Source organism: Agrobacterium sp. 6Ca8, from assembly GCF_055382765.1.
The window spans coordinates 1,132,501-1,157,965 of sequence record NZ_AP026434.1; the positions used below are offsets into that span (position 1 = coordinate 1,132,501).

Below are 25,465 nucleotides of genomic sequence, written 5' to 3' on the forward strand. Positions count from 1 at the left end.
CCACGAGTCCAAGCTTGATCGCCGAAACATTTCGAGTGAGTGCTATCCTTGAGGATAGCCAATTCCAAACAGCAGAATGGAAATGCTCGAAATGTCTGATGCTTCTTGGGTAGATTAGTTTCCTCTCGTCTTTTTCCCGGCCAAGATCATAGTGCTCGGCATAGGCATGTATTATGCGATCAAGTGGCATCACGATCAGGCGAAGAAAGATAGCGAGACCAAAGGGCACTGAGCGTGCCCCCTGCTGTCCGTCGCTCAAGCCCGCATTGCGTTGCTGGCTGAAGGCGACGAGAGCGGCAAGCAGTTGCAGCGCCTCCCCGGCGAATTATCAGCCTCATAACTGTCGCGGAACAACGGGCGAACTATGTGAGAACATCCGCGCCAATTGCTCTACATTAGATTTTTCCCAATGAGAGCATTGGCTTACCTCTATCAAAAGCCGCTCCAGATAGCTGGAAGCGGCATGCTTGATGAAATAAATAGAATACGAGTAGCCAATATTCGGGAAAGTATTTGAGCTAGAAAAACGGTGCTCGTTCCCATGAAACGTGGAGATCAATCGAGACTTTCACTCAATTTGTCAATTAGCTCTCATGGATATGCTTAATCTGTAAGCCTCAGCCCATGGCGTCAACGACAGTGCGCCAGCCGTTCGGTGCTCCTTTCCGATTGGGTCCCAGGTCGCTATCGCCTCGTAGAGCGGAGGTCGATCCAGATTTTAAGCGTCAAAACACCTGTTTGCAGGTATACCCAGATAGATTATCAGCCCAAAAAGTGTCATGCCCGGGGTGTCACAAGCGTGAGGAGCCCCACAGCTCATGTGGGAGCTTACGGCATAGTAAATGAGATACGCAATCGATCCAGAACCCGCTATTATTCCTTCACAGCAAGACGCACGCCCGTCCTGCCGCTCACTTCGGCACTATGGGGAGCGCGTTCGCGTCAGGACAGGCTGGATCACCGCGTACCATATTCCGTTCCAGTGGACGCCTGTTCTCGGGGCTTGCCGAGCCATATCCACTTCCCACTACGGTCAAGATAGCACGAGGGCCGCGCGTACAATGGTGTGACGGGTTGCCCAACCGCCTTCTGGACACGCTTCCCGTCAGACTGGATCGAACATCTCCCTGAATTCCGGATCGGCAAAGTAGGCAAGCTTTTCAGCGAAAACTGGTCGTTGCCCGGCCAGGAACAGCAACTGTCCGTGCGCCGGCAGATTGCGCACCTCATCAGGGCGCGGCGGCTCGCATCATGTTCTTGAATGCGTCCCGAGAAAGTCGCAACCGGTTCATGGAGCGCCCTGCCCGCTGTCGCCACCCACTCCCGTGCCCGGCAGTCCTTGTCCGATCAGATCGTCAAACAGCGCCTTGTCATTGTCGCGCGTCAGAAAGCCCGGCAGTTCGCGGCGCAGCCAGTCATCGAGCTGTTGCTTAAACTCCTGATCATTCGCGGTCTCCAGGTGATGCAGAACGAGCGAGCCGATCAGGACCTTGCGGCGCATATCGTTGTTGCGCTCGGTTTTCGAGAGACGGGCCTTGAGGGCGGAACGTTGCGCCTCCAGTTCAGCCAGGCGCTGTTCGATGGTTTTCCTTGCCACGATTATTCCTTTCGATTGCGGTCGCACCGGAACTGCCGCTGTTGAACACGGCTTCGTTCCTGGAAGACAGACCAGTTTCTATGAGGAGATCGACATAGCGATTGTGAGAGTAGGTTGGACCTTATGGTTCATGAGGCTGTAGTCGCCGTCACCTGAGCACAGGAGACTTTGTGCTAACCCGTGAATCTCAGTCGCTGGAATTTGCGGCTTGTCCTGCGGTCTGTTCGAGCTTTTCGATGTGCTCGCGGCAGAGCGTCTCAACCAGCTTGTGAAGTTCCGCGGTCCGCTCCAGAAGCCAGGTGAGCGCCTCTTCGGAAACCTCGAAACGCTTCGAATAGCGTGCCTTGACGTAGGCCTCATTCAGGATGTTGTACCATGTGGTAAATCGCTGACGATCGCGCGGCCAGATGTCGATCAAACGGTGATCACGACCTTCGGAAAGTCCACGCAGGAATTTGAGATTGTGCGACGCGGGCGAATAGTTTGTCAGCGTCAGGAGGTAGCAGTTGTAGGCAGTCTCCACTGCCTGATGGAGTGTAAAGGCCGCTAGATTGAGGTACCCCGACTTCAGGTAAAAACCGACGCCTTCGAGAAATCCCGCTGCATTTTTGAACTGCTTTTCAAAATGCTCCTCTGCCACCCTTAGTGCATCGGCAGGTCTGAGCGGTTTCGGTTCAGCCAGCGGCCTATCGTCGAATTCGTAAAGCACGATGCCTTCACGTGCGAGATCGACAAAGAAGGGTTGGCCATCATTCAAAAAGTTGCTGATCTCGCGGGCGCCATGCACGATAAGGCCGACGGGTGTCTCGATCTCCTTGTCCCACATCAGCCGGTCTGTTGTCTTGTCCCAGTATTTGGGATCGGCAAGTTCCTTGTTGCTGACGATGACGAGGATGTCGAAATCCGAGCGATAGCCTTTCGACGTATGTGGTTCATCCACCCAGGTGCCACGCGCGTAAGAACCGAACAGAATGATTTTGAAGATCCGCCCATCCTTCTTGGCGTCAGACTTGGAGCGCTCGACCAGATCAGCAAACTCTTCCTGGATAATTCCGACGACGCGCGCAAGCTCGCGTTGCTTTCGTTCCGGCAAATGTTCAAGGCTGGTCTTCATGTCTGCTCCGTTTCTGGACGGTATCCTGTATGGTCCATTGTAAACTTCTTTGAAACTCCGATTTTTGGCAGCCGCCAATCAAATGCCTGTCTCCTGCACGCAAATTCTTCCGGCGGGTTGCCTGCGCGCGCTCCTCTATGTCGAGCCGCGCCTGCAATGTCTTCCTCCACTCCTCCCTTCTCCCCGATCAGTCGTGCGATCGACCTGCGCCTATCGCCCTCCCCGGAATGATGCGTTTGCATGCCTATTCAAACACGAGCAATTGCCACTTGGCGACTACTACTTTTAGTAGTCGAAATGCCCGTTCGTTGTTGCTAGCCTCGCCACCGGTAAACAGACAAGGGCGCACTTACGACTTGCGGCGCGTTTGGGCGTTTGGTCTCCCCGTTTGCGTATCGGAGATTTCGTTTGGCGATTTATCATCTCAGCACCAAACCTGTCTCGCGCTCATCCGGTCGCAGCGCTGTCGCATCTGCCGCCTACCGTTGCGCGGTTCTTCTCGTCAATCGTCGCGATGGCCTTGTGCATGACTTCACCCGCAAAGAGGGTGTCGAGCATAAAGAGATCGTGCTGCCGCAAGGCGTGTCTGCCGACTGGGCTTTGGATCGTTCGGCTTTGTGGAACGCTGCCGAGTTTGCAGAAAAGCGCAAGGACGCCCGTGTCGCCCGCGAATTCGAAATCGCGCTTCCGCATGAGCTTTCACCAGAGGGGCGACTGAAGGCTGCGCGTGCCTTTGCTCAGGATCTGGCAAACCGCTATGGCGCGGCCGTGGATTTTGCAATCCATTCGCCGAGTGAGCATGGTGATATCAGGAACTACCATGCGCATGTGCTGATGACGACGCGACAGGTTGGCAAAGCCGGCCTTGGCGAGAAGACCTGTCTTGAGCACAAGAACGCACGGCTGTTGGCAAATGGCATGGCGACAACCGACATGCAGCTTCGCGATATCCGGCAGTCATGGGAAGGAATCGCCAACCGTCAGCTTCAACGCGAAGGTCTGGATGTTCGCATCGATCATCGCTCGCATATTGAGCGCGGTCTTGAGTTGTCGCCGACCGAACATATGGGCGTGCATGCGTCGCAGATGCGCCAGCAAGGAATGGCCGTCGAGCGCGGGCGGCTGGATGACGAGGCAGCACGGCAAAATGCCGCGCTGATCCGCCAAAAACCGGAACAGGTTCTGACGCTGATCAGCCATGAGAAGAGCGTGTTTGATCGACACGACATTGCGAAGACCTTGCATCGCTACATCAACGATGACGCCCAAACATTCCAGAACGCCTTTGCATCTGTTTTGGCATCACCAGCGCTCGTGGAACTTCAGGCTGAGCGCATCGATGCCGAGACAGGCGAAGTGTCCAATGCGCGCTATTCGACGCAGGACATGATCGACCTGGAACTTGGCATGGCGCGATCGGCGGAACGGCTGCATCAGGCGCAGTCCCATGGTGTCGATCCGCGCCATGTCGAGCGTGCGATGGAGAAGCAGGATAACGCTATTCGCAAAAGTTCCGGCGGACCGTCGGCTGCGAGCGATCCGTCAGCGGGATTGTCGGGCGAACAGCGTCAGGCGATCGCGCATATTACCGGTCCAGAACGCATCGCCGCTGTGGTCGGGTTCGCCGGCGCTGGCAAGTCCACCATGCTGGCAGCCGCTCGTAAGGCGTGGGAGGCTCAAGGCTATCAGGTCCATGGTGCAGCGCTTAGCGGAAAGGCAGCCGAGGGTCTTGAGGAAAGTGCCGGTATTCAAAGCCGCACCCTGGCGTCATGGTCTTACAGCTGGGACCGTGGCCGGGATCTGATCGGTCGCGGTGACGTGTTTGTCATTGACGAGGCTGGCATGGTCGGGAGCCGTCAGCTTGCCCGGTTCATCGGAGAAGCGGAAGAGCGCGGCGCAAAGATCGTTCTTGTCGGCGACCATGAGCAACTGCAGGCGATCGGGGCTGGTGCACCCTTCAGGGCGATTGCCGAGCAGATTGGCCATGTCGAACTTTCAAATATTCGCCGCCAGCGCCAAGATTGGCAGAGACAGGCGTCGGTTGCCTTTGCGACCCACAAGACGGCCGAGGGGCTGGCCGCCTACCGCGATCACGGCGACATCCACTTTGCGGAAAGCCGCGACAAGGCGATGGCAGAAATCGTGCGTGATTATCTTGCCGACAGTGAGAAGCGTGCCGATGGCACCCGGGTTGCCATGGCGCATCGCCGCGCCGATGTGCGCGCCCTCAATGCCGCCATCCGCTCCGAGCTTCAGAACAGACAAAAGCTGGAGCGCAGCCCCGGGCTGGGCACCAGTGCGGGGCGTGGGAATGGTGAGGACCGTGTAGGTGGTGGGGATGTTGGAGAACGCGTGTTCCAAACCAATAACGGCAAACGCGCCTTCGGCCCCGGTGACCGGATCATCTTCCTCGAAAACAACCGCGACCTCGGCGTCAAAAACGGCATGCTTGGCACGGTCGAGCATGTGGAGCCGGGCAAGATCATCGCCCGGCTCGATGGTCGAGGTGGCGACAGTGTCAGCGTTCCCACGGACACCTATCAGGCGATCGACCACGGCTATGCGACAACGATCCATAAAAACCAGGGGGCGACGGTGGATCGCGCCTTTGTGCTGGCGTCGAGTACCATGGACCGGCATCTGACCTATGTTGCCATGACAAGGCACCGCGACAGCGTGCAGCTCTATGCCGACATCCAGGAGTTCACCAATGCGGGCCGGCTGGTTGATCACGGTATTGCGCCCTACGGGCATAACCGACAGGCGCGAGAAAACTATTTTGTGACGCTGGAGAACGACAAGGGCGAACCGCGTACGGTGTGGGGCGTCGATCTCAAGCGGGCCATGCGAGATGCATCGCCAAAGATCGGGGACAGGATTTCCCTGCAGCATGAAGGCGCCACGCCTGTCACGCTTCCGGATGGCACCCAGGCCGAGCGTAATGCGTGGCGTGTCGTCAAGGGTGACGCGTTGGCGTACGAGCAGCTGACAAGCCGCCTGTCGCGTTCCGGCGCGAAGGAAACCACGCTGGATTACATCAGCGACTTTGCCGAGCGGCGCGGAATCGCCAGCGACCCATGGATCGTAGGCGACCAATGGATCGGGCAAGAGTTTGGTGTCAGAAGCGAGATTGAACTTGCTTCCGCCAAAGATGAGCGCCAAGAGGTCTTGTCCCGTGCGGCCCATCTGCAACGGGAGCAGCAGGACCGGCCATCAGAGCGTCAGCAGGTTTACGAGGAACGTGCCGGCGATCTGGCCGGTCCTGCTTACCGCGAAAATCCTAGCAATGAGTTCGCCCGGACAATCGATGACGGACGGCGCGACGAGCGGACAGAAGGCAATAAAGGGTATCGACGCATCCGGTGGTCTGACCTCATGTCACAAGACAGCGCCGTCCCTGCCCCCACAGAAGCTATCGGCCAGCAATTGCCGACGGAACCCGGCAAGCCCACTCCACTGGTGCCAGCGATCACGCGTCACGACCACAGCATCGAAGAGGTAGCCAGCGAGAGGGCGATGTCCGTCATCGAGCAGAGATTCGATACGGTGGAATCTCTCGTGCGGCACGTGTTCCGTGACCCGGTCGAGGTCGCGGCGAGACTGCGCACCGCGATGACCGAGAAGGAAGGCAACGGCAAGATCATGGCAAAGGCCATGGCCGAGCAGCCCGAGCGGTTCGGGGAGCTACGCGGCAAGTCGGGTCTGTTCGGAAACAACAAGGAGCGGAAAGAGGCGCTGCAATATGCCAGGTCTCTGTCTGCCCATATTGGCTACGTCTCCGAGGCATGGGAGCGCCGGCTTGGCGAAGAACGTCAGAGCGAACAATGGCAGCGTGAGCAGCGTGACGTGATCGAAGTGCCCGGCCTCACGCCGCGCAGTGCTGAAATCATTGCCAAGGTGGAGAAGATGCAGGTCGAGAGGCGAAGCAAGTTCATCAAAGAGCTGCGATCGTCACCTGAGGGGCAAGCCGCGCTCGATGAGGCCACGCTGGTGGCCGAAGCGCTCACGCGGCGGTTTGGCAGTTCCGATCCTCGCAGGTTCGCCGAGGAGCTTGCGGCACGCCCGGAGCTCGCAAAGCAGGCCGAGCAGATCAACACAATCGCCCGCATGGTGCATCGTACACGCCATGCCGAGCTTAGCCATGACCACGCGTTGAGACAGCAGCTGAACCGGTCTCAGGGGCTTGGATTGAGCCGATAGTGCGTGCCGACGACAACATTGGCGTCCTTTAATCGGTCACCCCAAAAGTGCGCCACGCTTCCAGATTTCCTAGGCGTCCCGATGCACCTATCACCGTTCAGCGCTCGAGACGGCTTCCCTCAGCAGTTCATCAGGACTGAATCAAACAAGCCGAGCTGTCCGGCGAAACGGGGTACACTCCAGCCTGCCTACAGAGGGCCCCCACGAAATTGGGTCACACGAAGCCCAAGTAGCCCAGCGGCCTGCGCCCTGCCCGCCATCCTCGAAGTTAACGAGGATATCCGCATGGGCGGCCAGGTGGTGACGGGGATAGGCTTCCTTGGCGCAGGACTGATCATGCGCACCGGCCTCAACATTCGCGGGTTGAGCACGTCGGCGACAATATGGGCTACGGGAGCGATCGGCGTCCTTGCGGGTTATGGAGAAATTTTCGAGGCTGCTGAGGCAACGCTTCTGATCTTGCTGATCAACATAACCTCCCCCAGAGTTGTTCGGCTCATCGAGCGCTTTGTTCCACAACACCCAGTCGAGTCACAACGTCGTAGGGTTGAGGTCCGCACGACCACGGAAAGCGAAACCGAGGTCCGGTCGAGTTTGATGAGCCAAACGCGTGACCATCAACTAGCAGTCACATCACTCGCACCGCGCGTCAATTCACTGGATAGGACCATCACCATTGATGTCACTATTTCAGGTGACGACGTTAACGACGAAGTCATGAGCGTTCTTGCGCAATCTCTTAGCTTGTCGCCAAACATTCTTTACTGCACCTTCACGTAGTTTGGAGACGCCAGGGCCGGTTCAACGACAACGCCATAGCCGCCATGTTCGCGCACACGAACATCACATTCCCTTGACATCTGTTCTCGGAGATTTTTGAGAGCTGTCACGATTTCGGCCGTCTGGCGCTTTTTCCAATGCCGTTTCCATGAGAGTCTTCACCAGTCTAAACTCAGAGGTTGTGTCGCTGTACTTTTCATTGCACGGTTAGGCACAATTATAATTTTTGATGTTGACCGGGGAGCGGATGGTACACGGAGAGAAATGCCGGTCTTTTGCATGTGTGCTTGTCGCAACTTCGGTCGCCGTTACGATGTTCGCCGGAACCGGTTTTGCACAGGATAACGATAGTGCCGTTCAAAATGCCGTACCGGTGATGAGAAAATTCGATTTCTCAGCGCCAGCCCTCAATCTTGAAGGGACGCTTTCCCCAAATGCTACGGTCGAAACCGTACCAATGAGTCCGACGGAGCCTGGCACAATCGGTAATGTGAAAGTCATCGGAAAAATAACTTCAGATTCGTCCAGTCCGAAAATCGAGACGACCTTTATCGGGTACAATCTGCAGGCGCCATCGGCAGCGTTCCGGATCTGCACTTACCAGGCAGACACTGCTGGATACACAACGCGCGTCTCAAAAGTTGCATCGGACCTGACAGAAGCTATGCTTCTGGGCACCAAGGATCAGAGCGGCGAACCACATAGCGCCCTTATCAGCTATTGCTTCTCTCGCGGGAAGCAGGCGCTGGGCATAAATTTCGTTGCAGATGTCAGCAACGCGGCGGATGCTGACGCGGCTTATGATCTGGTAGTTCGGGCTGACAAGTATGCCGTTGCGTTCATTGACAGCCTCTCATGGGAAAATGGAGAAGAATCAAGCTTTGGGGAGGAGCTGCAATCGGTTCCTGTTCGGATAGCCAACGAGCGGATCGCACTCCGCATCCCGGACCAGTGGGAAATACCGATCAACGATTTTCATGGCGCTTTGCCGGCCGAGTTGCACATGATCAGGCGCAAGGGCGGAAGAGATGTTGGCCTGATATGGCTGCTCGTTCAGGACATGAAGGAAAAACCGGACCTGGAAATGGCCGGAGCCACGATCGTGAGGGATTACTTTGTCAGGCAGACACCTGATGCCCGGCCACCCGCACTGATATCGAGTGAGGAAGACAGTCTGCTTGCAAAACAGGGAATCCCCGCACGCACCTTCCGGTTTTCAGTGACAGACAAAAAAGGTCAGGACAGCGGCGATATAGATGCGACCGTCATATGGCGGAATGGGCGCCTGCATGTACTCACCCTTTGGTCAGCGTGGCCCTCCGCCGCCGATAACAGCAACTTCTTTTCCCGTCTTCCAGCTCTTACTGTCTACGATATCGTGCGACAAGCCATGGTAACAACGCAGCAATAAGGTCCGGCGCAGATAAAGAACCAAAGCGCACAAAATGTAGAAAAAACATCAAACTAGGGTATTTTCTTAAAGTAAAAAAAGCCTGTTTCCTTCTGGTATTTTGAGCCGCAAAAAATGGCGCAAGATAGACAGGTAAACTGGCTTGGAACCACGGCTGGCATTGACACCACAGATCGGAGCGGACTTGGGCGGAACTAAGCTGACTGAACTTTTCCCACTACCCTATGCCCATTGGTATGCGGCCACTCTTTTTGCCGAGGCCGGATATGCTGCGTCACAGATATTCGAGCGTCTCAACATAGATCCCGCGCGCTGGCAACGGTTCCAAGAGCGCTACAGCCAACTTCATTACGCCAATACAAATTGGGTTGCGGCCGCGTTCAGGCGGGACGGACTTCCCGAACCCGAGCAGGATCGGGCGCTTTTCCAGCGTCTGACGGGGAATGACGGCATCGGCCTATCGGTAACAGAACCCTTCAGCATGCGCACAGAGCTTGCGGCTTTGCGGCGGTCAGTCGAAGCTAATCCTGTATCGGCCCCTTCGCCAATGTCGACTGGGTCGCGCATTACATCGGAGAAAGACGATTCCCTACCATCCGCTATATCCACAATGGCCATCAGGTCTATGTGGACGGCGCACCAATCCGCGACCGCAAGGGCGTCCCGTTGTCCGGGGTAGACCCCTTCACCTTTCGACAGCTTGGTGACCGCTGGTTTTGCGACGATAGACATGTCTACGGCCAGGGCGAGACACCAACGAAGCTTTTCTGGTTCTCAGCGCGCGGCGCCGATCCAGACAGCTTCACCGTTCTGAATCAACGTTATGGTGTCGACAAGGCCGCCGGTTATTACATTACCAACTTGCGCCTTCCCACCGAGGAGCCGGGTACATTCGGGATCGTCAGCTATTATTACGGCAGCGGCCAGAAACCGGGCATCCGTATCGAGGAGAGTCACTACGCAAAGGACAGTCGCAAAGTCTATGCTTACGGGGTCGCGATTGAAGGCGCGGATGCGGCCAGTTTCCATTCCATCGGCGACGAAGGCAGATATTTCGCTGACAGGAAGCATGTCTATTGGGAGAAGAGCCTGATTCCCGACGCGGACCGAGAGAGTTTTGTCTGCGCATCAGAAGCTGGTCAGTATCGCGCTTATGACAGCGAGCGGCCGTACTATGCAGGGCAACCTCAATCAGTTTCGGCAGAATTTGAGTCTTGGAGCGGCTATTTCGAGAACCATCCCGAGATTGCCGACAGCTGGTGGCACCGGGAAAAGGCACGCCGTGCGGTAAGCGCGTCTGTGGGGAATGAGCCAGTACCGATCGGCGGTCTCTATTACAGCGATGGACGCAGGATTCTGGTTAGGCCACAGCGTCCGCAGGAAGCCGAATGGGTCTCACTCGATCATTTCGACCACGACAGCTTCCGACACATCGTTGATGTGTTCGGGCAGGATCGGCACGGCCTGCGCTACTTCTTGCCCGGCCTCGAACATTACGGGATGGAGCCCATTAAGAAAGCCGATCCCGCGAGCTTCGGAAAGCTCGACGGCCCATGGTTCAAAGACAAGCAGCAGGCCTATTACATCGACAGTACAGCACCTTTACCAGAGCTTGCTGTCGTCAAAATCGACATGGCGAGCTTCGAGGTTTTGGGCGGCGCCTATGCTCGTGACGCAAAAGGGCTGATCGTGGAAGGTGTGCGCAAGCGCGGCATCGACAATCCCGCAGCGGTGGAATCGCTCGGCTATTCCTTTGCACGGATGGGCGATACCCTGCTTTATCGCGGGAAGCCCATCAACCGGCCCGGCAAGGTCAATCCCGCCACAGCGCGTGGTGTCAACGATCAGCTTCTGATTGATGCGAACGGCGAGATGCTGTTCGGAGGCAGTTATCGCAAAAAGATTCCTGGAATCGATCCAGCCATTCTGCATTTCCTCAACCGTGTATTCGCAGTTGACGCACGGCATGTTTATGCGATGACCGATACAGGACTGCTGCTCATTGAGGATATTGAACCGGGCGAAGTCGAGCTGGCCGGCCTCTACTCGATCCGGGTGGGTGACACACAGCTCCACGTTTCCGGTGGCATCGTAAGGCGGTTACGACCCGAAGATACAAGTGGATGAGTAATGCCTGAGATCAAAGCTCCCGGCGAGGCTGGGTGCGTCAGTAGTGACGAGCGGCGTGCGGAGGTGCCAGGGCGGTGAAACCTGCGCCGTTGAAGTCATGCAGGCGCGAGTAAAACTCAATAGGCATGACATCACCGGATCGGAAGTCGCTTTTTGCCAGCCTATAGAGGCACCCGCCGCGTGCAAACACCAGATCGCCGCCATCCCAGTCTGCCCAATCCGTTTCCGGAAGGTCGACAAGCAATGTTCCGTCCCGGTCATACACGCGGTAGTCCAGTCCGTACCACGCCTTTTGACTGCGACCGATCGAATGAAGAACCATCTGAAGGCTCCGGCCGTTTGCACCCGGTTTTTGCAGGACACGCGGCTTGTTGAAGCTGTAAAAGGTCGAGGCCTTCAGGCCATTGGTTTGCCCCTCACCGGCGTCGATCACACGCCAACCGTCACGCGCAAGTATGTAGCCGCTGATGGGCTCGTCCTCTCCACGTCCCGACAATATACCGCACGGGTCCACTTGCATGCCTCGCTTCAATCGAAAACCTGGAGCGAACGAGACGCGGTTATCGTCAAACGGATGGTTGAGAAGCAGTTTGTTCTCGTCCTCGAAAACACCGCCTCCTCCCCACGCGTCTCCTTTTGGCCAAAGCGTCAGTGCGGTGAAGAATGGCGGCTTCGATATGGCCGTCCAGCTCGCGTAGGGCGGGCGATTTGTGGCCGCGAAGTAGACCAGAAGTTCTCCGGACGGAGAAAGATCGCAGCGTCTCTCGTAGACCCGTCCCTTCAACCATTGACCATGTTCAAAAGTGTCGGTGCGCAAGTCCCAGCGAATGAGCTGCACCAGCCGGCTCGGGCCGCGCCGAAATATGACACCTGTTCTCGCTGACCGTGCCAGGATCGCATACAGCCTCGGTGCAAGTGCCTTCCGAGAAGGATCTACAGTCTGCTTGCCTTTCTCTACAGCCACCTGAGCAACTTTCTTCCGGCACTATCTGATGCCGTCATGTAGGACGTCACATGACAGTTTATCCCTGTGTCCGCATCGAGCTTGCGGACTTCCATCTCTCACCTCTCCGAAATACCGCGCAACACCATTATCAGATACTGGACGAAAAAATCGACATTGCGTAGTTTTAAACAACAACTGCATCCATTGAAGCGATTTGACACTTCGTCTCCCACGATTTGATCCAAACCCGGATACGTCGCCGTTTCAACCGATCGCACAGGAGAAACGCTTGCTGATACTTGAGATCGTCATTTTTTCTGCGGCTCTTATCGCGGTTGGCCTTCTGGCTGTGCAGCAGATTATCGCGCAGGTTCGGGAGTATAATTTCTACAAGAAGAATGGTGGTGATTTTTCTGTCGACAGCAACATGGATCACGTCAAACTTGACAGATCCATGCACTACAACGACCTCCGCCTCACGAACTGGCAGCGATTTTATCTGTTCCGCCCAGCCTGCATCGCGATGCTCGTCTTTGTTTGGGCTATGATGGTAGTCTCTTTGCTTTAACTGAAACGCCAGGCTTAGGTTGCCCTTGGCATTGCTCGTCGACCAGACTGTTTCGGCAAGCCCCCTGCAGCACCTCACCGGTGCCAAGACAATGCGATTTTGTTCGGCAAGCGGTCGGAGGCAATGGCGATCTTAGTCATTCGGTTTAGGCCGAGGTTTAAATTTGACGTGCCTGCGTATAGCGCTGCGATTGCGTGTGGCCATGCGGGCTGTTCAAAGCCACCTCGACGTTAAGCGGATACAAATGCCTCTTCTGGCTGCGCAAATCCGCAAGATGCGCTTAAACGCTGAACTCGAGGTCCAAATCGTTGACCTTCGCGATCGCATTCGTTCCGCTCTTCGTGTAGACGACCTAGGTGCCGGCCAGCGAATACATTCCCAGACCCTTCCCGCACACCCGTGATCAGTCCTCAGTGGGGTCGTCCGCCATTACCCGATCGTATAGTTCGATGCTACGCCGCGAAGATGTGTGACCGTCGCTTGCGACAAAACACCACTGCCCAGATAATCAGCAAAGCTGAATGAGAATATGTCACTTCGTTCTATCGCCTTGACCAGATTGGTATCACCAAAGACAACGAGGTATTCGTGATCCTCCGGCGCCCAGATCCAGAGATCATGAGCTGAAAAATGGATCAGAAGGCCATAAGGCGAATTTTCAAACAGTGCATCAAGCACCAACCCGACCGGTTGCGGTGCAAAATGGCGCGGAGGCTGACCGAACTCGTAAGCAGCGAAATCAATCTCGTTACTACCGATACGCGCGGCGACGAGAGCGATTTCCTCCTCGCTTGGAAATTCGGGGTAAATCCTCGCCGCGAAATTTCTGTTTCGAATGGCCTGATGATCCAGCGTGCAGTCTTTTCCAATGAAGTCCATAATTAAACCCCAGGTCCGTCATTATAGCGTATCTCGGTCTGACGACCGTTTGGCCTACGTATTTGCAACGTCGGACGACCGTCAGAGCTTCCCGGACGGACGGTAACCTTGCTGCCGTCTTCCAGTTCCCCCGTGCGGCCCGGCCCGTATTGTGTTTCGATACCTTTCTCCTTGCCCGGTTTCAAGGAATCGAAGTCGCGTTCAGCTTCCGCCATACCGCCATCCTTTTCGCCGTGTTTTGTCTTACCCTTTGTCTGTTGACTGACGCCCGCTTCATCCTCCAGTTCCTCTTGCCGCTTCTTCTGTTCTTCCGCCTTTGCCGAATCGCAGTTCCCAGTGCAGCTTCCCGCCTCGCCATCGGCGGGTTCAGAATGGCTCTCATTGTACATTTTGTAGAGTTCGTAACCTTCATAGGCCAGCATGGCGAGGCCGATTGCTGCACCAACTGGCCCAAGAAAACCGAGCGCGGCGCGGGCACCGAGCCTCGTTGCCACGCCTGCAGCCGCACGGCCAAGCAGAACCTCCCCGCCAGCAGCAGCCACGGCAGTCATGCACCCCCCCGTTCTTTCGCCGCATTCGCCATCAGCCGCATCATTTCATCCAGTCGAGCGTCAGGGTTGCGGCCTCTGAGGTTCTGGCGAATATCAGGTGCTTCGATGAAGCGCCCGTTGCTTGCGCTCATAAGGTAGGTCCACTGAAAGAATCCGCGCTCGGTTTTCAATCCGTAAATTCGTGCCTGTGTTTCATATCGTTCCATGAACATGAGCGCTTCGCGCTCGTCCATGCCTTGTAGCAAGTGCGGCGCGGACCTTTGAAAGGCCGTCACTCGGCGGCGACGCGCGGCGAGCATTCGCGATGCACTGATGACCTCGATATTCTCAGCAGTCAGGCGCAACATGCCGCCCTGCGCGACGACATCAACCGGTCGATGAGCGCGCTTGATGTTCCCACCCCATGCCTCGGCCGGAGCGAAGTAGATTTCTTCGGCCGGGCCCATAAGGCGCACCACCTGTTCCGGCGAAAGCGCCGGCAACACCTGCATCATGACATTCGGGTCGGCATGGCGGAAAACAACAATTTCGCTACGACCCCGCGCCTCTTCAAGATCAAGGGCAAACGATGCCCCTTCTTGCGCATCGCCGGCCGCCAAGGAGATATCACCGGCTTCTCCAGAAACCGAACCGCTCAATCCTGCGAGCGCGTCTCGCTCAAGCGGCAGAAAGATACGGTTAATACCACGAAGATGCCTGTAGATTGTTTCCTCAGAAAGGCCGCGATCACCGACCCAGAATACCACAGCCGGCCTGTCTGCGATAAGCTTGAGCAGGGCCTCTATTCTGCTCTTTACCCGCCCAGGCAAATCGATCTCGTCGGCTGGCATCAAGCCGCCGCCACTTTCATCACCATTGGCGACTGCTTTCGCCATGTCATTCGACAGTTTCGCTGCCAGCGCCTGCAGTTCCTCGTCGCTTGGCTCCGCCGTCTCGACCAAGCTATCCGGCGCACTTGAGGCCGGCGGCGAAAGACTAAGTGAAACGAGCCACGGCCCGCCGAGCACAATTGCCGAATTGGAACCCGCCGACCGATAGAGCGGCCTGTGGCACAAACCAGCCGCCGAAAGATCCGCTGTTAGGTTACCGAAGAGAGCTCCGTCCAGCACCGCATAGATTCGCCTGTCGCAACTGTCCGCAATCCGGGAGAGGCGTTTCAGATAAACCTGACCGACCGCTGGCACCTCCGCTCCGCCGTTAAGCTGGCTCTGCATCTTATCCTCGAACCGTTGGAACGGACCGCGCGGCCATGCTTGCCTGGCACGAGGTTGCATCACTGCCGCCCTTTGGCTCACGGTCGCCGATGTAGACGTCGGTCGAACCGGTTTGCGCATTGCCGCCACAGTCAATCGCATCGCCTACTCGACCGGCCCGCTTGCCGTTGATGAAGACGGTGGATGCTCCAGCCGCCAGAGCCCGCGGATGTGAGGGCTTCGGGCAGGACGGGCAGCCATGCGGCAAATAGGCATCCCCGACGCGCATCAGCGGCCGACCATTCACATAGACATTATTACTACCCCCGGTCGCCGGTGTGGGTGGAAAATGGCAGGAATGGGATGAACCTATATCGGCACGGCGATGAGCTTTGGGCATCGGCTATATCCCCTTTTCAGCGCGCCTGAAGCATGGCGCGTGTCAGTAACCCAAGCCGTGCTCCCTGCGGCGGGACAAACGATCCAGGGAGCCATTCGGGCTTCGAGGCCAAGGCAAGAGCAACAGCAAAATCGTCATCCTCGGTGCGCAGAAGCGCACTCAGATCTACAGGAACAATAGCGGGATTGAGCATAAGCGCAGCAAAATCGCTGCCGATTTCAGGGTCGATCTTCCAATGCAAACTTTTGCCGCGTCCTGCGACCTCGGAAAAGGTCACATCCCCCTGACACCAGGACAGAGCGGAGCAGCCCAGCGGTGTCCAGCCTTGGCCATCGCACAGCATTCTCCATCTGTCGGCCGAGAATTGTGATAGATTTGCCAACAGCTCATGTTGGGTTCTTATAGCTTTCAGCGCGATGTCACGGCTTGAGCCACCCGCATTGAGCATGCGTACATAGGTATTTTTCCACTGACGCTCGGTGGAATGGAGCTCTAGCCAAATTCCCGCCGGCGTAGATCCGTCGTCAAATTTCACTGGCTTTGATAACATCCGGCCTCACCTCCCCTCATAGAATATATGTTGCTTGTCCATAGGCACCCAAGGCATGAACGGGTTACTGTCAGGGGAACGCGCACCCGAATAGAATTTCTCGGTCATTTCTACCGACCTCTGCAGTGCATAGCCGGAATCAGGGAAACCGTATTTAGAGGGATTGACCTGCATGTCCCTAGTGATCGAGTTGATGATACGGTCCTGTTCCGCGATACGATCAAGCTGCTTTTGATAGGTATATTCTTCCGACTTCCATTCACGGAAATATGGATGAACGTTGTAGGCTTGGAATGGGTATTCCTCGCGTTTTGACCGGGACAACTCGTTCCAGAGCGAGTACCATTTTTTAACTCGCCAAAAGCCCATCATGGAACCCAGGGACGCGCCAACCAGGGTGGCTTCGGTCTTGACATTGAGGGCCGTCGCCCCTTTGAAAAGATTGCGGGCGTCGGCAAGATAATATGTCCCGACCCCTATTGCCGCATCAACAGAAGCCCCTGAGACCCACCCCATGGTGTAATCCAGATCGTTGATACAAAACGGTTTGAGAGCGCTCATTCCGTTCTGTTGCGCAGCAAGAAAACGGTAAATTTTTTCAGCGGAATCATACTGGTCTCCCGCTGTCGGGATGTCCGATATGTCCTTTGCGGTTTTCATATCCTCTATCGTCTTGAGTTGTTCGGAAGCCCCGCCGCCCTGACCGATCCTCATCGACTGCCCGCCGCCGCGTTCAACGCGCTTGGCGGCATTGGACATGCCGTAACCTGCTGACAGGCCGGCCCCGTAGAACGAGGCGACACAGGCGCACAAGTTCTCCCGGCCGAACAACAGAAAGGTGTGCGCACCAAGAATCAGAGATGCGCCACTGTCATAACCAATCAGCCATGACTGGGATTTGGTATGTGCCAATCCAGCCCAGGAGTCGGGAGTTTTCAGGTCGTTGCCATAGGGAAATGCGCTGTCGCTCATTGCTCCGCCTGACCGTATTTGAATGGCACATAGGGTACGAATGGTTTCGACGGATCGAAGTTCTGCTGTCCCGGATAAAGAAGGCAATAGAGCTTCTGTTTGTAAACGACCGCCAGTGGATAACACGCGTCCTTCTTGGCCATGCCGCCCGCGCCACATTGCTGGAGCCCCTCGAGAACCTCCATCGCTCGGCACTTTTCTTCCCTACAGTCGTAGTCCCTGATGTCCTCATAACCTTTAGAATAGAAAATGCGCGTTTTCGTATAGCTGTCTAACGGCCCAAGAACGGCCGCAAGCCCTGCATAGGCTCGGTCAACATCCTGCTTCTCTCCGATGTTGAAGGTGGATGGCGTATCCGATGTGAAGGCGAATTTGGCCGGATCGGTTTCGCATTCAATTGCGAAGGAAAAAGAGCTGGAGGCCATAAGGATCACACATGCCGGGGCCAGGATTCTCGTCATATTGCTTCTCAATTCAAATCTATCCTTCCGCCATTGACGACAACACGCTGTTCGCCATTGATCTCGATCTCTTCAAAGTCGAGAAAGAGCTTCGTACCGCTCAGCGTGACAGTTCCATCCTCATGCATCAAAACATTGGCCTTTCCGCAAGTCAGGTGCAATTCGCCCCCGCTATGTACGGTCGCGCTGTTTTGCGCAGACAGCGACATCGTGTCGTTGCTCATGAGATTGACACGTGTTCCTGCGTTGACGCTGTAGGACATACCGACATTGGTAGCCATTCCGGCCCCCACGTTGACGGCTTTGAACACACCCACGCTCTCAGTATTGTTCTTCTCGACGATGACGGACATATTGCCCTCGCCAGGATTGAGAAGCCCTGGAAAACCGAGGTTCTTTGCAACGTCGCCAATCCCGCTCACAAGCGAATTCAGCACCGAATTCACGACCCTTCCTATCCCGCTCGGCCCAACTGTAACCATCATATTGCCACCAACAACCTCGTGGTGGTTGTTGCGCACCTCTATCGACTTATTGTGGCCAACCGACTGGACCCAGTTATTATCAATCCGTTCGCTGTGATTGTTTCGGATTTTTTCGTTGCGGTCTTTCTGCGCGTGAATGTAAATTTCCTCGCGGCCATTCTCGTCTTCGAAAGTCAGTTCGTTGAAGCCCGAACCTTTGTGCGTGTTAGTCCGGAACGTGCTCTTGGTTTTGTTGGCAGGCAGCTCATAAGGCACTGTCTGACGCGCATTCGGCACCACGCCGGTGACCAGGGGCCGGTCCGGATCGCCATCCACAAATGCAACCATCACTTCCATGCCGATGCGCGGGATGATCTGGCCGCCCCAAGTGGAGCCCGCCCAGTTCTGCGCAACCCGCACCCAGCACGTATCCGTACCATCCTTCTTTGCCTTGCGATCCCAAGGGAACCACAGCTTGATGCGGCCATACTGATCCGGGTGGATTTCCTCACCCTCCGGGCCAGCGACGATCGCCACCTGGGTGCCTTCGATGCGCGGGCGTTTTGTTGACCGATGGGGCGTCAGCGGCACGCGGGCCGGAATTGCCTCGAAGTGATTGCGATATTCCGGTTCGTTGCTGTTTGTCTCATAGGAGAGATCAACGATGCTGTGGCTTGCCCTGATGATCACATGCTCTTCATAGGCATGTTCGGGATGGGCGACCTCGTAAGGCGTAAAGCGACGGCCGGGTTCGAGAATGCGTGAGGTGGACGATCCGAATACCCGGTCGTGATCGGCCTCGATCGCCTGGGTGCGCAGTTTCTGCGCCCGTTCCGCTTCTTCAACCGTCTTGATGCGGGCCGGATATTCGTAGAGCTCGCGCTTCGTCGCGTCCGGCATTTGCACCAGAGACGGCGTCATCGTGCCAGGCACCATGCCCGGCGTCTCGAAATTCCAGTCCGCGCCCGCCCGCTGGCCGGAGACATAGGAGAACCGCCGTGCCCAGTCATTGATGTGGTTGCGGTCCGACGAGCCCTGCGCCAGCCGCACCGTTCCCTCCCCCTGGGCAGCCGGAGACGGCCCGAGCCAGCCGCTGGCGCTATCGGCAACATGCAGCTTATGGGAACCGTCCTCGTGGCTGAACCAGTAGAACAGGCCATCCTCTTCGAAACGGCGGGTGAGATAATCCAGATCGGTCTCGTTAAACTGCACGCTGTAGTGCTGTGCAGGCGGCGGCGAGATGATGCCTGACGTATCGGGAGCAGGAATTCCGTGTTCGGAAAACAGCGTCTCAACGATATCGACCGCCGTCTTGTCCATCCAGATGCGGCAATCGGAACGCCGCGAAAGCAACCACATCTGTGGCCGGATGGTCATCGAGTAAGAGCGCAACCCACGCGTGATCGGAGGACCTTCATGGAGCTCTGTTACAAGGCCGTTAAAGGGACGGCGAACACCGCCGCCCTCACCCTCGCCCTGGCTGATCTCGAGCGAAACATCGACCAGCCGCCCGATCAGTTCCTCGGGCTTAACCGCCTCCTTCTTGGCACGCACCGTCAGGCGAATATCAAAGAGCTGCGATACGCCTTCCTCGACCGTCAGACGCTCCGGCAGAAGCTGATCCTCTCCCAAAGGCGACTTGACCTTGAGGACGCGGCTTGCCTGAACGAAATCAGAAAGTGACGACTGGTCGTTCATGGAACACTCCTAATCAGGACCCGCGGCTGGACTGAAGTGGCCAGAACCAGATCGTTTCCGAATTGTAGTAGCAGGCCGACGCGCATTGGGTGGCCTCTGAGCCACCCCGCACAAGATCGATATGGCCGCCTCCGGTGTAACCAGGGATATTGTTGAACGCCACAACACCGTTACGGGCACCGATGCCATTACGCGCTGTCGCGGGGGTAAACGGTTCGGGCTCGCCTATATAGCTCGTCCGTTTCACCAGATTTGCGAGGCGGCGCATGTTCACCTCAATGCCCTTGCCCGCATATGGACCTTTCTGGATGCGATGCGAGGCTGGCACGATGTTGATCCCCGATTTCACGAAAGCGATGCTAACGCGGATGGCACAGGTATTGTGATAGTTCGGGTTACCGATAAAATCATCCCAGCCTATTTCCGTGAAAAGATCACGCTGGCTGACATAGTTCGGGTGCGACGGGTCGCTGCTCGGATAATTCTTATAAAGAGTGTCAAAGTTAACGCGCATGGTTCGTCCCACTAGTTACTTTTCTGCTCACAGGGAAAGGAGACCTTGAGCGCCTCCCGCACGAGAGTGGCTGCCTGTTCATCCAGTTTTTCCGCAGGAAGATCGCCGAGATAGGTGTAGATCCGGTCGTTGAGTTCATGGGGCGCCACGGCGCCTGCACCACACCAGTCCGATCCGCTCGTCAGATCGGCCACGCCAGCGATATAGGCGCTTGATTTTGCAACGGAAACCAGCCGCCGCATTTCCGGATCGGACACCTCCGGGGCAAGCTTACCCTCGATGGCCTGCTTGAGTTCGGCACCAGAGAATATCCATGTCCGTTCCGCTGCACTGACCGGCGAAAGACCGGAAGATGCCAGAACAACCGGCACGGAAACAAAAAACGCATATAGGGAGCGCATCAAAAAACCACCTAGACCAAACTCGACGTGAAACATCACGACGTGAGCTGCAAAACTGCATTGAAAACGTTCCGGTGCCGGCAACGCCGGCACCGGGTCGCGTCACGATCAGGCAGCCTTCGTCGTCGCCAGATCGTAGGAGGCGATCATCGGAGACTGCGGCGAGTTGTTGTCGTCGAACGGCGTGTACTTCACTTCCATCTTCGTGAAGTTGAGCTTGACGGTTTCCACCGGACGGTCACCGCTGGAATCCACCGAGTAGCTGGCGATAAGCGTGTTTGTCAGCAGATACTCGATATAGGTGTTGCCGGGATTACCCGTGGTCACCAGATGAATGGTTGCGAGCTTGCCGGTCCGGCCGGCGCAGGCTTCCTGGAAAAGCTTGGTGGAAGAAGAATCGCTAACCTTGGTCAGAATGACTTCCGAAATGGTCGGTTCGGATGCCTCGCGGTTTGCAGCAGAACCAGCAGAAGTGTTCATGTTGCGGGCCACGTTCCAGTGAATGGCTTCGATATCCATCCACTTGCGATGTTCTTCATGGGTGGCGTCGCCCTGGATACCGTCAATCTGCAGATAAATTGGCATGCTGTAAGCTCCTGTAGCTAAAATGACCTCTTGCTCCGAGGCCGAGTTACCCTTCGTTTAATGCCGCATGCGTCGGGTAGCCCCATCCGACGCGGCAACTTTATCCACCCCAACCTCTTCGGTTACGGCGAATTCATCTGCTTCCCCAGCCTCTTCGGCACGAATGCCGAACCCGTTTTCACCAAAATCGACAACAATGTTCCCGACACGCTCTCCCGCGATTACCTTTTCGAGGAAAAAGCTGGAAAGAGGCGGCAGGAGGTCCTTGCCGATCATGATTTCAATGGCGCGTGCGCCAATCTCACTTGCACCGGCGCGCGCCACCAGGGCATCTCGCGCCACATTGGACAGGGTCAGGTCGGTGCCATATGTTGCGAGCAAACGTTCCCTGATCTTGCCAATCTGAATATCCACGATCCTTGCAAGCGCCTCCGTACCAAGCGGCATGAAGGGAAGAATGATCGTGCGCCCGAGGAACGCGGGCTTGAACTGTTTGGTAAGCTCCGGCATCAGAAGCGCTTCCAGCGCTTCGCCTTCCGGCATCGTGTCGGGATCGGCCGACAGCGCCGAGAGCAACTCCGAGCCTGTATTGGCCGTCATGAAGATAGTGGTGTTCTTGAAATCCACGTCGCGGCCTTCGCCATCACGCAACACGCCCTTGTCAAACACCTGATAGAAAATGTCCTGGACGCCGGGGTGAGCCTTGTCGATCTCATCCAAGAGCAGAACGCCGAACGGCCGACGGCGCACCGCTTCCGTCAACACGCCGCCTTCGCCGAAACCGACATAGCCGGGCGGCGAACCGAGAAGCAGCGAAACCTTATGCTCTTCCTTGAACTCCGACATGTTGATCGTCGTCAGATGGCTGTTGCCGCCGTAGAGCATATCGGCGAGCGACAGCGCGGTTTCGGTCTTTCCTGTTCCGGACATGCCAACAAGGAAAAAAACGGCCGGCGGGCGGCGCGGATCGGATAATCCGGCCCGCGCAGTGCGCATGGCATCGGCAATCCGTGCGATTGCAGCATCCTGCCCCACCACCCGCTGCCGCATACGCGCATCGAGTGTCCGGGCACTTTCGATCTGGTCCGCCAGAAGTTTGCCAAGTGGAATTCCGGTCCATCGCGAAACGACGGCGGCGATCGCCTCACGATCAACGACCGTCGGGACAAGTCTCTCGGCATTTGCCGGTTTTGCCTCAACCGCAGGCCGCAGGGGAGACACATTGGAAACATCGCCTTCAACCGGCTGCTCTTCGCTTAGCTCAGCCATCTCCGCGTCGTAACGGCTGCGCAGATCATCGATCCCACTCTCAAGCTTTTCGACTTCGCCCCGTATCGACTGGATACGGCTGTCAATCTCGCCATCCTGCGGTTCACGCAGAAGCCAGTTCAACTCATCGGTGAGAAGGCGCCGCTCGCTTTCCATAGCGCGCAGCCGCTCCGGCTCGGTCTGCCGTGCCAGTGAGACGGCAGCCGCGGCCGTATCGAGAAGGCTGACGGCCTTGTCCGGCAACTGCCGCGCGGGCATGTAGCGTGCGGATAATTGCACCGCGGCCACGACCGCCTCGTCACGAACGACAACGTTGTGATGGCTGACGAAGCTGTCAGCGACACCGCGCAACATACGTATGGCGGTCGTCTCATCCGGCTCGCGCACATGTACAGGCTGGAAACGACGGGTCAGCGCCGCATCCTTTTCGAAATACTTCTTGTATTCGCTCCAGGTCGTCGCCGCGACGGTGCGCACTTCACCCCGCGCCAGAGCGGGCTTGAGAATATTGGCCGCATCGCCCTGCCCGGCCGCACCACCCGCACCAACGAGACCGTGGGCCTCATCGATAAACAGGATGACCGGTTCGGTAGAACGTTTGACCGCATCGATTACGCCATGAAGGCGGCGCTCAAACTCACCCTTAACGCCGGCACCGGCCTGAAGTAGCGAAATATCGAGGTTCAGCAGGCGGACATTGCGCAACTTTTCCGGAACGTTGCCAGACGCGATTTCCAGCGCCAGCGCCTCGGCAACCGCCGTTTTGCCAACCCCCGCCTCACCTACCAGGATGGGATTGTTCTGTCGGCGGCGCGTTAGAATATCAACGAGCTGGCGTAACTCATCATCGCGGCCGATAACAGGATCAACCTTGCCATTGCGGGCATCTGCGGTCATGTCCTGGGTGTAAAGGCGCAAGAAATCATTCTGGCCTGCAGACTGTCCTGTCCCTGCCTGCCCTGAGCCTGCCAGCGCGGAAGGAACATCCACGCCTGCGCCATTTTCAGTCGAGTTGCGAAGACGCTCAAGCGCGGTGCGATCCATCGCCTTGAGAGAAGGAAATGCCGAGCGGACGAAAGAGCGAAGTGAGGTTTCCTCATCCATCGCCAACAGAAGATCGCAAAGCGTAACACGGTCGCGGCCAGCCTCCAGCGATGCGAGAATCCATGCCTCCCGGGCTGCCGTGAGGATGTTCTGGGAGAGCGACAATGCCTCTCCGTCGCCGATGATGGACTCCTCCAGACTGCGGCTGATTTCAGCCTGCAATACCGGAAGTGGAATTTTTAATTCCTCGAATGTTTTCGCATAGATGCCGGAGTCCACAACCGCAAGCAGCCAATGCGGGATATCCACGTATCTGTGCCCCATGCGCACCGCAACAGAAGCCGCAGCTTCAAGGGTAACACGCAGGTCTGGCTCAAGCGCTCCAACAAGGCGGTTGAGATCGATATGCGACATGCAATGAGCCTCCTGCCCGGGTTCATTCCACAACGTGACGTGGAGTAAATATGATGATGAAACCAACTTGTCCACCCCGAAGTTGATTTTTTGTCAGATGAGATTATCCACTAGACGCCACAATTTAGACACATTTAGAATAAGTCTGTCTTATGAATAGCCTTACGTAAGGGAAGTAACTACAAAAAATCCACTACTATTTCTCGGAGATAGACTGCCGTTGAACGCGCCGAACGTTAAAACAGATGTAGAATTTCTGAATGACTGCGGAGAAAATATCCGGGTCAACGCAAGAACGCGTGAAATATACTATAGAATTAAGGATGAAAGAAACCAAGCTCGTACAGAAGAGCGCGCCGCTTCTCCGCAGGATAACCTGAAAATATCCAGTAGCTGGGATAATGTCAGCAATCTTGGATTGCAGATTATATATTCCGAAAGCAAGGATGTTGAAATATTGGCGTGGCTTGCGGAAGCATCGCTGCGCCTGCGCGGCTTTCATGGTCTGCGCGAAATCTACGACCTCGGCAAAGAGCTGTTTTACAACCACTGGGACTCGCTGCGGTCAATCAGCGACGATAATGACGAAGAAAAATTTGCACCTTTAGCGGGATTGAACGGTGTCGGCAGCGAAGGAACGCTTGTTCAGCCTTTGCGCCTCGCCTCATTGATCCCAGGCGGCAAATTTGGCGAACACAGCCTATGGGACTTTCAACTCGCGCAGCGCCCAAATGAGAGCAAACGTCGCGAAGAGCTATATCGGCTTGCGTCTGAAACTGGCGTTGCCGCCATGTCATCCCAGTTGGCAGAGGTGACTGCGTGCCTCTCCTCGTTTGATGCCATCATGGCCATCCTTGCCGAGCGCTGCGGGCAATCCGCACCACCGAGTTCCCATATCCGCAACACGCTGGTCGAAGCAGCGTCTGCAATTCGCTCGCTCGGCGGGCGTGACCAGGAGCCGGCATCCGTCGAACAGGAACCTGTGGGCATCAGTGGTTCAGACGAGAGCGGGCCGGCGGCCGCGCGGCCCGCCGTGACCGCACCGGAAGGCATATTATCGCGCGACGAAGCATTTGAAACTCTTCTCTCGGTTGCGCGTTACTTCCGCCGTACCGAGCCGCATTCACCGATCTCCCTTGCCATAGAGACACTGGTGCGCAGGGGACGCATGGATTTTTCGGAGCTGCTGGCCGAGCTTTTGCCGGAAGCCCAGGTTCGCAACGCAGTCTTAACCGCCGCCGGCATCAAGCCAAGCGGAGAGAGCAACGGAAAATAGAAAGCGCGGAGCGCGACGCCGCTCCGTAACAGTCGTCTGTGCCAAAGG

21 protein-coding genes and 1 pseudogene are annotated in these 25,465 nt (G+C 56.6%); 6 read left to right on the forward strand and 16 right to left on the reverse strand.

Annotated features, from left to right (window positions below; all coding sequences use genetic code 11):
- Positions 1-1,105: 1,105 nt before the first annotated feature.
- The 3 genes and pseudogenes from ACZ5A6_RS19425 to ACZ5A6_RS19435 all read right to left on the reverse strand — a co-directional run.
- Positions 1,106-1,234, reverse strand: a pseudogene (locus ACZ5A6_RS19425) (type IV secretory system conjugative DNA transfer family protein); the annotation flags it as partial.
- A gap of 54 nt (positions 1,235-1,288) precedes the next feature.
- A complete protein-coding gene (locus tag ACZ5A6_RS19430; protein WP_464111290.1) occupies positions 1,289-1,597 on the reverse strand; it encodes a mobilization protein in 309 nt (102 codons plus the stop codon).
- A 187-nt stretch (positions 1,598-1,784) separates the two neighbouring features.
- On the reverse strand, positions 1,785-2,711 hold the full coding sequence (locus ACZ5A6_RS19435; protein WP_464111291.1) for a nucleotidyltransferase and HEPN domain-containing protein: 927 nt from the start codon (positions 2,709-2,711) through the stop codon (positions 1,785-1,787).
- 408 nt (positions 2,712-3,119) lie between these two features.
- Between ACZ5A6_RS19435 and traA the strand changes: the two genes are divergently transcribed.
- From traA to ACZ5A6_RS19455, 4 genes are all read left to right on the forward strand, one after another.
- Positions 3,120-6,911, forward strand: a complete 3,792-nt coding sequence (gene traA / locus ACZ5A6_RS19440) for a Ti-type conjugative transfer relaxase TraA (protein ID WP_464111292.1) — start codon at positions 3,120-3,122, stop codon at positions 6,909-6,911.
- Between the two features lie 249 nt (positions 6,912-7,160).
- On the forward strand, positions 7,161-7,691 hold the full coding sequence (locus ACZ5A6_RS19445; RefSeq protein ID WP_111788556.1) for an MgtC/SapB family protein: 531 nt from the start codon (positions 7,161-7,163) through the stop codon (positions 7,689-7,691).
- Between the two features lie 313 nt (positions 7,692-8,004).
- Positions 8,005-9,102, forward strand: coding sequence for a hypothetical protein (locus tag ACZ5A6_RS19450; RefSeq protein WP_233284975.1), 1,098 nt, complete (start codon positions 8,005-8,007; stop codon positions 9,100-9,102).
- A 627-nt stretch (positions 9,103-9,729) separates the two neighbouring features.
- A complete protein-coding gene (locus ACZ5A6_RS19455) occupies positions 9,730-11,229 on the forward strand; it encodes a DKNYY domain-containing protein (protein WP_464111293.1) in 1,500 nt (499 codons plus the stop codon).
- A gap of 40 nt (positions 11,230-11,269) precedes the next feature.
- Here ACZ5A6_RS19455 and ACZ5A6_RS19460 read toward each other — a convergent pair whose 3' ends face one another.
- The gene (locus ACZ5A6_RS19460) at positions 11,270-12,070 is read right to left on the reverse strand and encodes a hypothetical protein (RefSeq protein ID WP_464111294.1); all 801 of its coding nucleotides are present in this window, start codon (positions 12,068-12,070) and stop codon (positions 11,270-11,272) included.
- A gap of 397 nt (positions 12,071-12,467) precedes the next feature.
- Between ACZ5A6_RS19460 and ACZ5A6_RS19465 the strand changes: the two genes are divergently transcribed.
- Positions 12,468-12,746, forward strand: a complete 279-nt coding sequence (locus ACZ5A6_RS19465; protein ID WP_013760976.1) for a hypothetical protein — start codon at positions 12,468-12,470, stop codon at positions 12,744-12,746.
- A gap of 429 nt (positions 12,747-13,175) precedes the next feature.
- On the opposite strand, the gene ACZ5A6_RS19470 is transcribed toward ACZ5A6_RS19465, so the two are convergent.
- The 12 genes from ACZ5A6_RS19470 to tssH all read right to left on the reverse strand — a co-directional run bounded on the left by ACZ5A6_RS19470 (position 13,176) and on the right by tssH (position 24,141).
- Positions 13,176-13,625, reverse strand: coding sequence for a hypothetical protein (locus ACZ5A6_RS19470; RefSeq protein WP_013760977.1), 450 nt, complete (start codon positions 13,623-13,625; stop codon positions 13,176-13,178).
- A 2-nt stretch (positions 13,626-13,627) separates the two neighbouring features.
- Complete coding sequence (locus ACZ5A6_RS19475) at positions 13,628-14,176, reverse strand: hypothetical protein (RefSeq protein ID WP_013760978.1); 549 nt, start codon at positions 14,174-14,176, stop codon at positions 13,628-13,630.
- The gene (locus ACZ5A6_RS19480; protein ID WP_464111295.1) at positions 14,173-15,510 is read right to left on the reverse strand and encodes a hypothetical protein; all 1,338 of its coding nucleotides are present in this window, start codon (positions 15,508-15,510) and stop codon (positions 14,173-14,175) included. Before ACZ5A6_RS19480 ends, ACZ5A6_RS19475 begins: the two co-directional genes overlap by 4 nt.
- The gene (locus tag ACZ5A6_RS19485; RefSeq protein ID WP_013760980.1) at positions 15,392-15,769 is read right to left on the reverse strand and encodes a PAAR domain-containing protein; all 378 of its coding nucleotides are present in this window, start codon (positions 15,767-15,769) and stop codon (positions 15,392-15,394) included. The genes ACZ5A6_RS19480 and ACZ5A6_RS19485 overlap by 119 nt, the downstream gene beginning before the upstream one ends.
- Positions 15,770-15,785: 16 nt before the next feature.
- Positions 15,786-16,319, reverse strand: coding sequence for a hypothetical protein (locus ACZ5A6_RS19490; RefSeq protein ID WP_112154279.1), 534 nt, complete (start codon positions 16,317-16,319; stop codon positions 15,786-15,788).
- Between the two features lie 6 nt (positions 16,320-16,325).
- On the reverse strand, positions 16,326-17,291 hold the full coding sequence (locus tag ACZ5A6_RS19495; protein WP_236763077.1) for a hypothetical protein: 966 nt from the start codon (positions 17,289-17,291) through the stop codon (positions 16,326-16,328).
- Entirely contained in the window at positions 17,288-17,764 is a 477-nt protein-coding gene (locus ACZ5A6_RS19500; RefSeq protein WP_139104368.1) for a hypothetical protein, read from the reverse strand. Before ACZ5A6_RS19500 ends, ACZ5A6_RS19495 begins: the two co-directional genes overlap by 4 nt.
- The gene (tssI, locus tag ACZ5A6_RS19505) at positions 17,761-19,914 is read right to left on the reverse strand and encodes a type VI secretion system tip protein TssI/VgrG (protein ID WP_013760984.1); all 2,154 of its coding nucleotides are present in this window, start codon (positions 19,912-19,914) and stop codon (positions 17,761-17,763) included. The genes ACZ5A6_RS19500 and tssI overlap by 4 nt, the downstream gene beginning before the upstream one ends.
- A gap of 13 nt (positions 19,915-19,927) precedes the next feature.
- A complete protein-coding gene (locus tag ACZ5A6_RS19510; protein ID WP_112154277.1) occupies positions 19,928-20,428 on the reverse strand; it encodes a type VI secretion system amidase effector protein Tae4 in 501 nt (166 codons plus the stop codon).
- An 11-nt stretch (positions 20,429-20,439) separates the two neighbouring features.
- Positions 20,440-20,829 (reverse strand): Rap1a/Tai family immunity protein, encoded by a 390-nt coding sequence (locus ACZ5A6_RS19515; RefSeq protein ID WP_174060789.1) that lies wholly within the window; start codon positions 20,827-20,829, stop codon positions 20,440-20,442.
- 108 nt (positions 20,830-20,937) lie between these two features.
- Positions 20,938-21,414 (reverse strand): Hcp family type VI secretion system effector, encoded by a 477-nt coding sequence (locus tag ACZ5A6_RS19520; protein ID WP_004431488.1) that lies wholly within the window; start codon positions 21,412-21,414, stop codon positions 20,938-20,940.
- 57 nt (positions 21,415-21,471) lie between these two features.
- A complete protein-coding gene (gene tssH, locus ACZ5A6_RS19525) occupies positions 21,472-24,141 on the reverse strand; it encodes a type VI secretion system ATPase TssH (protein WP_464111296.1) in 2,670 nt (889 codons plus the stop codon).
- Positions 24,142-24,361: 220 nt separating this feature from the next.
- Here tssH and tssA point away from each other — a divergent pair, with 220 nt between their 5' ends.
- The gene (gene tssA / locus ACZ5A6_RS19530; protein WP_112493165.1) at positions 24,362-25,417 is read left to right on the forward strand and encodes a type VI secretion system protein TssA; all 1,056 of its coding nucleotides are present in this window, start codon (positions 24,362-24,364) and stop codon (positions 25,415-25,417) included.
- Positions 25,418-25,465: the final 48 nt, after the last annotated feature.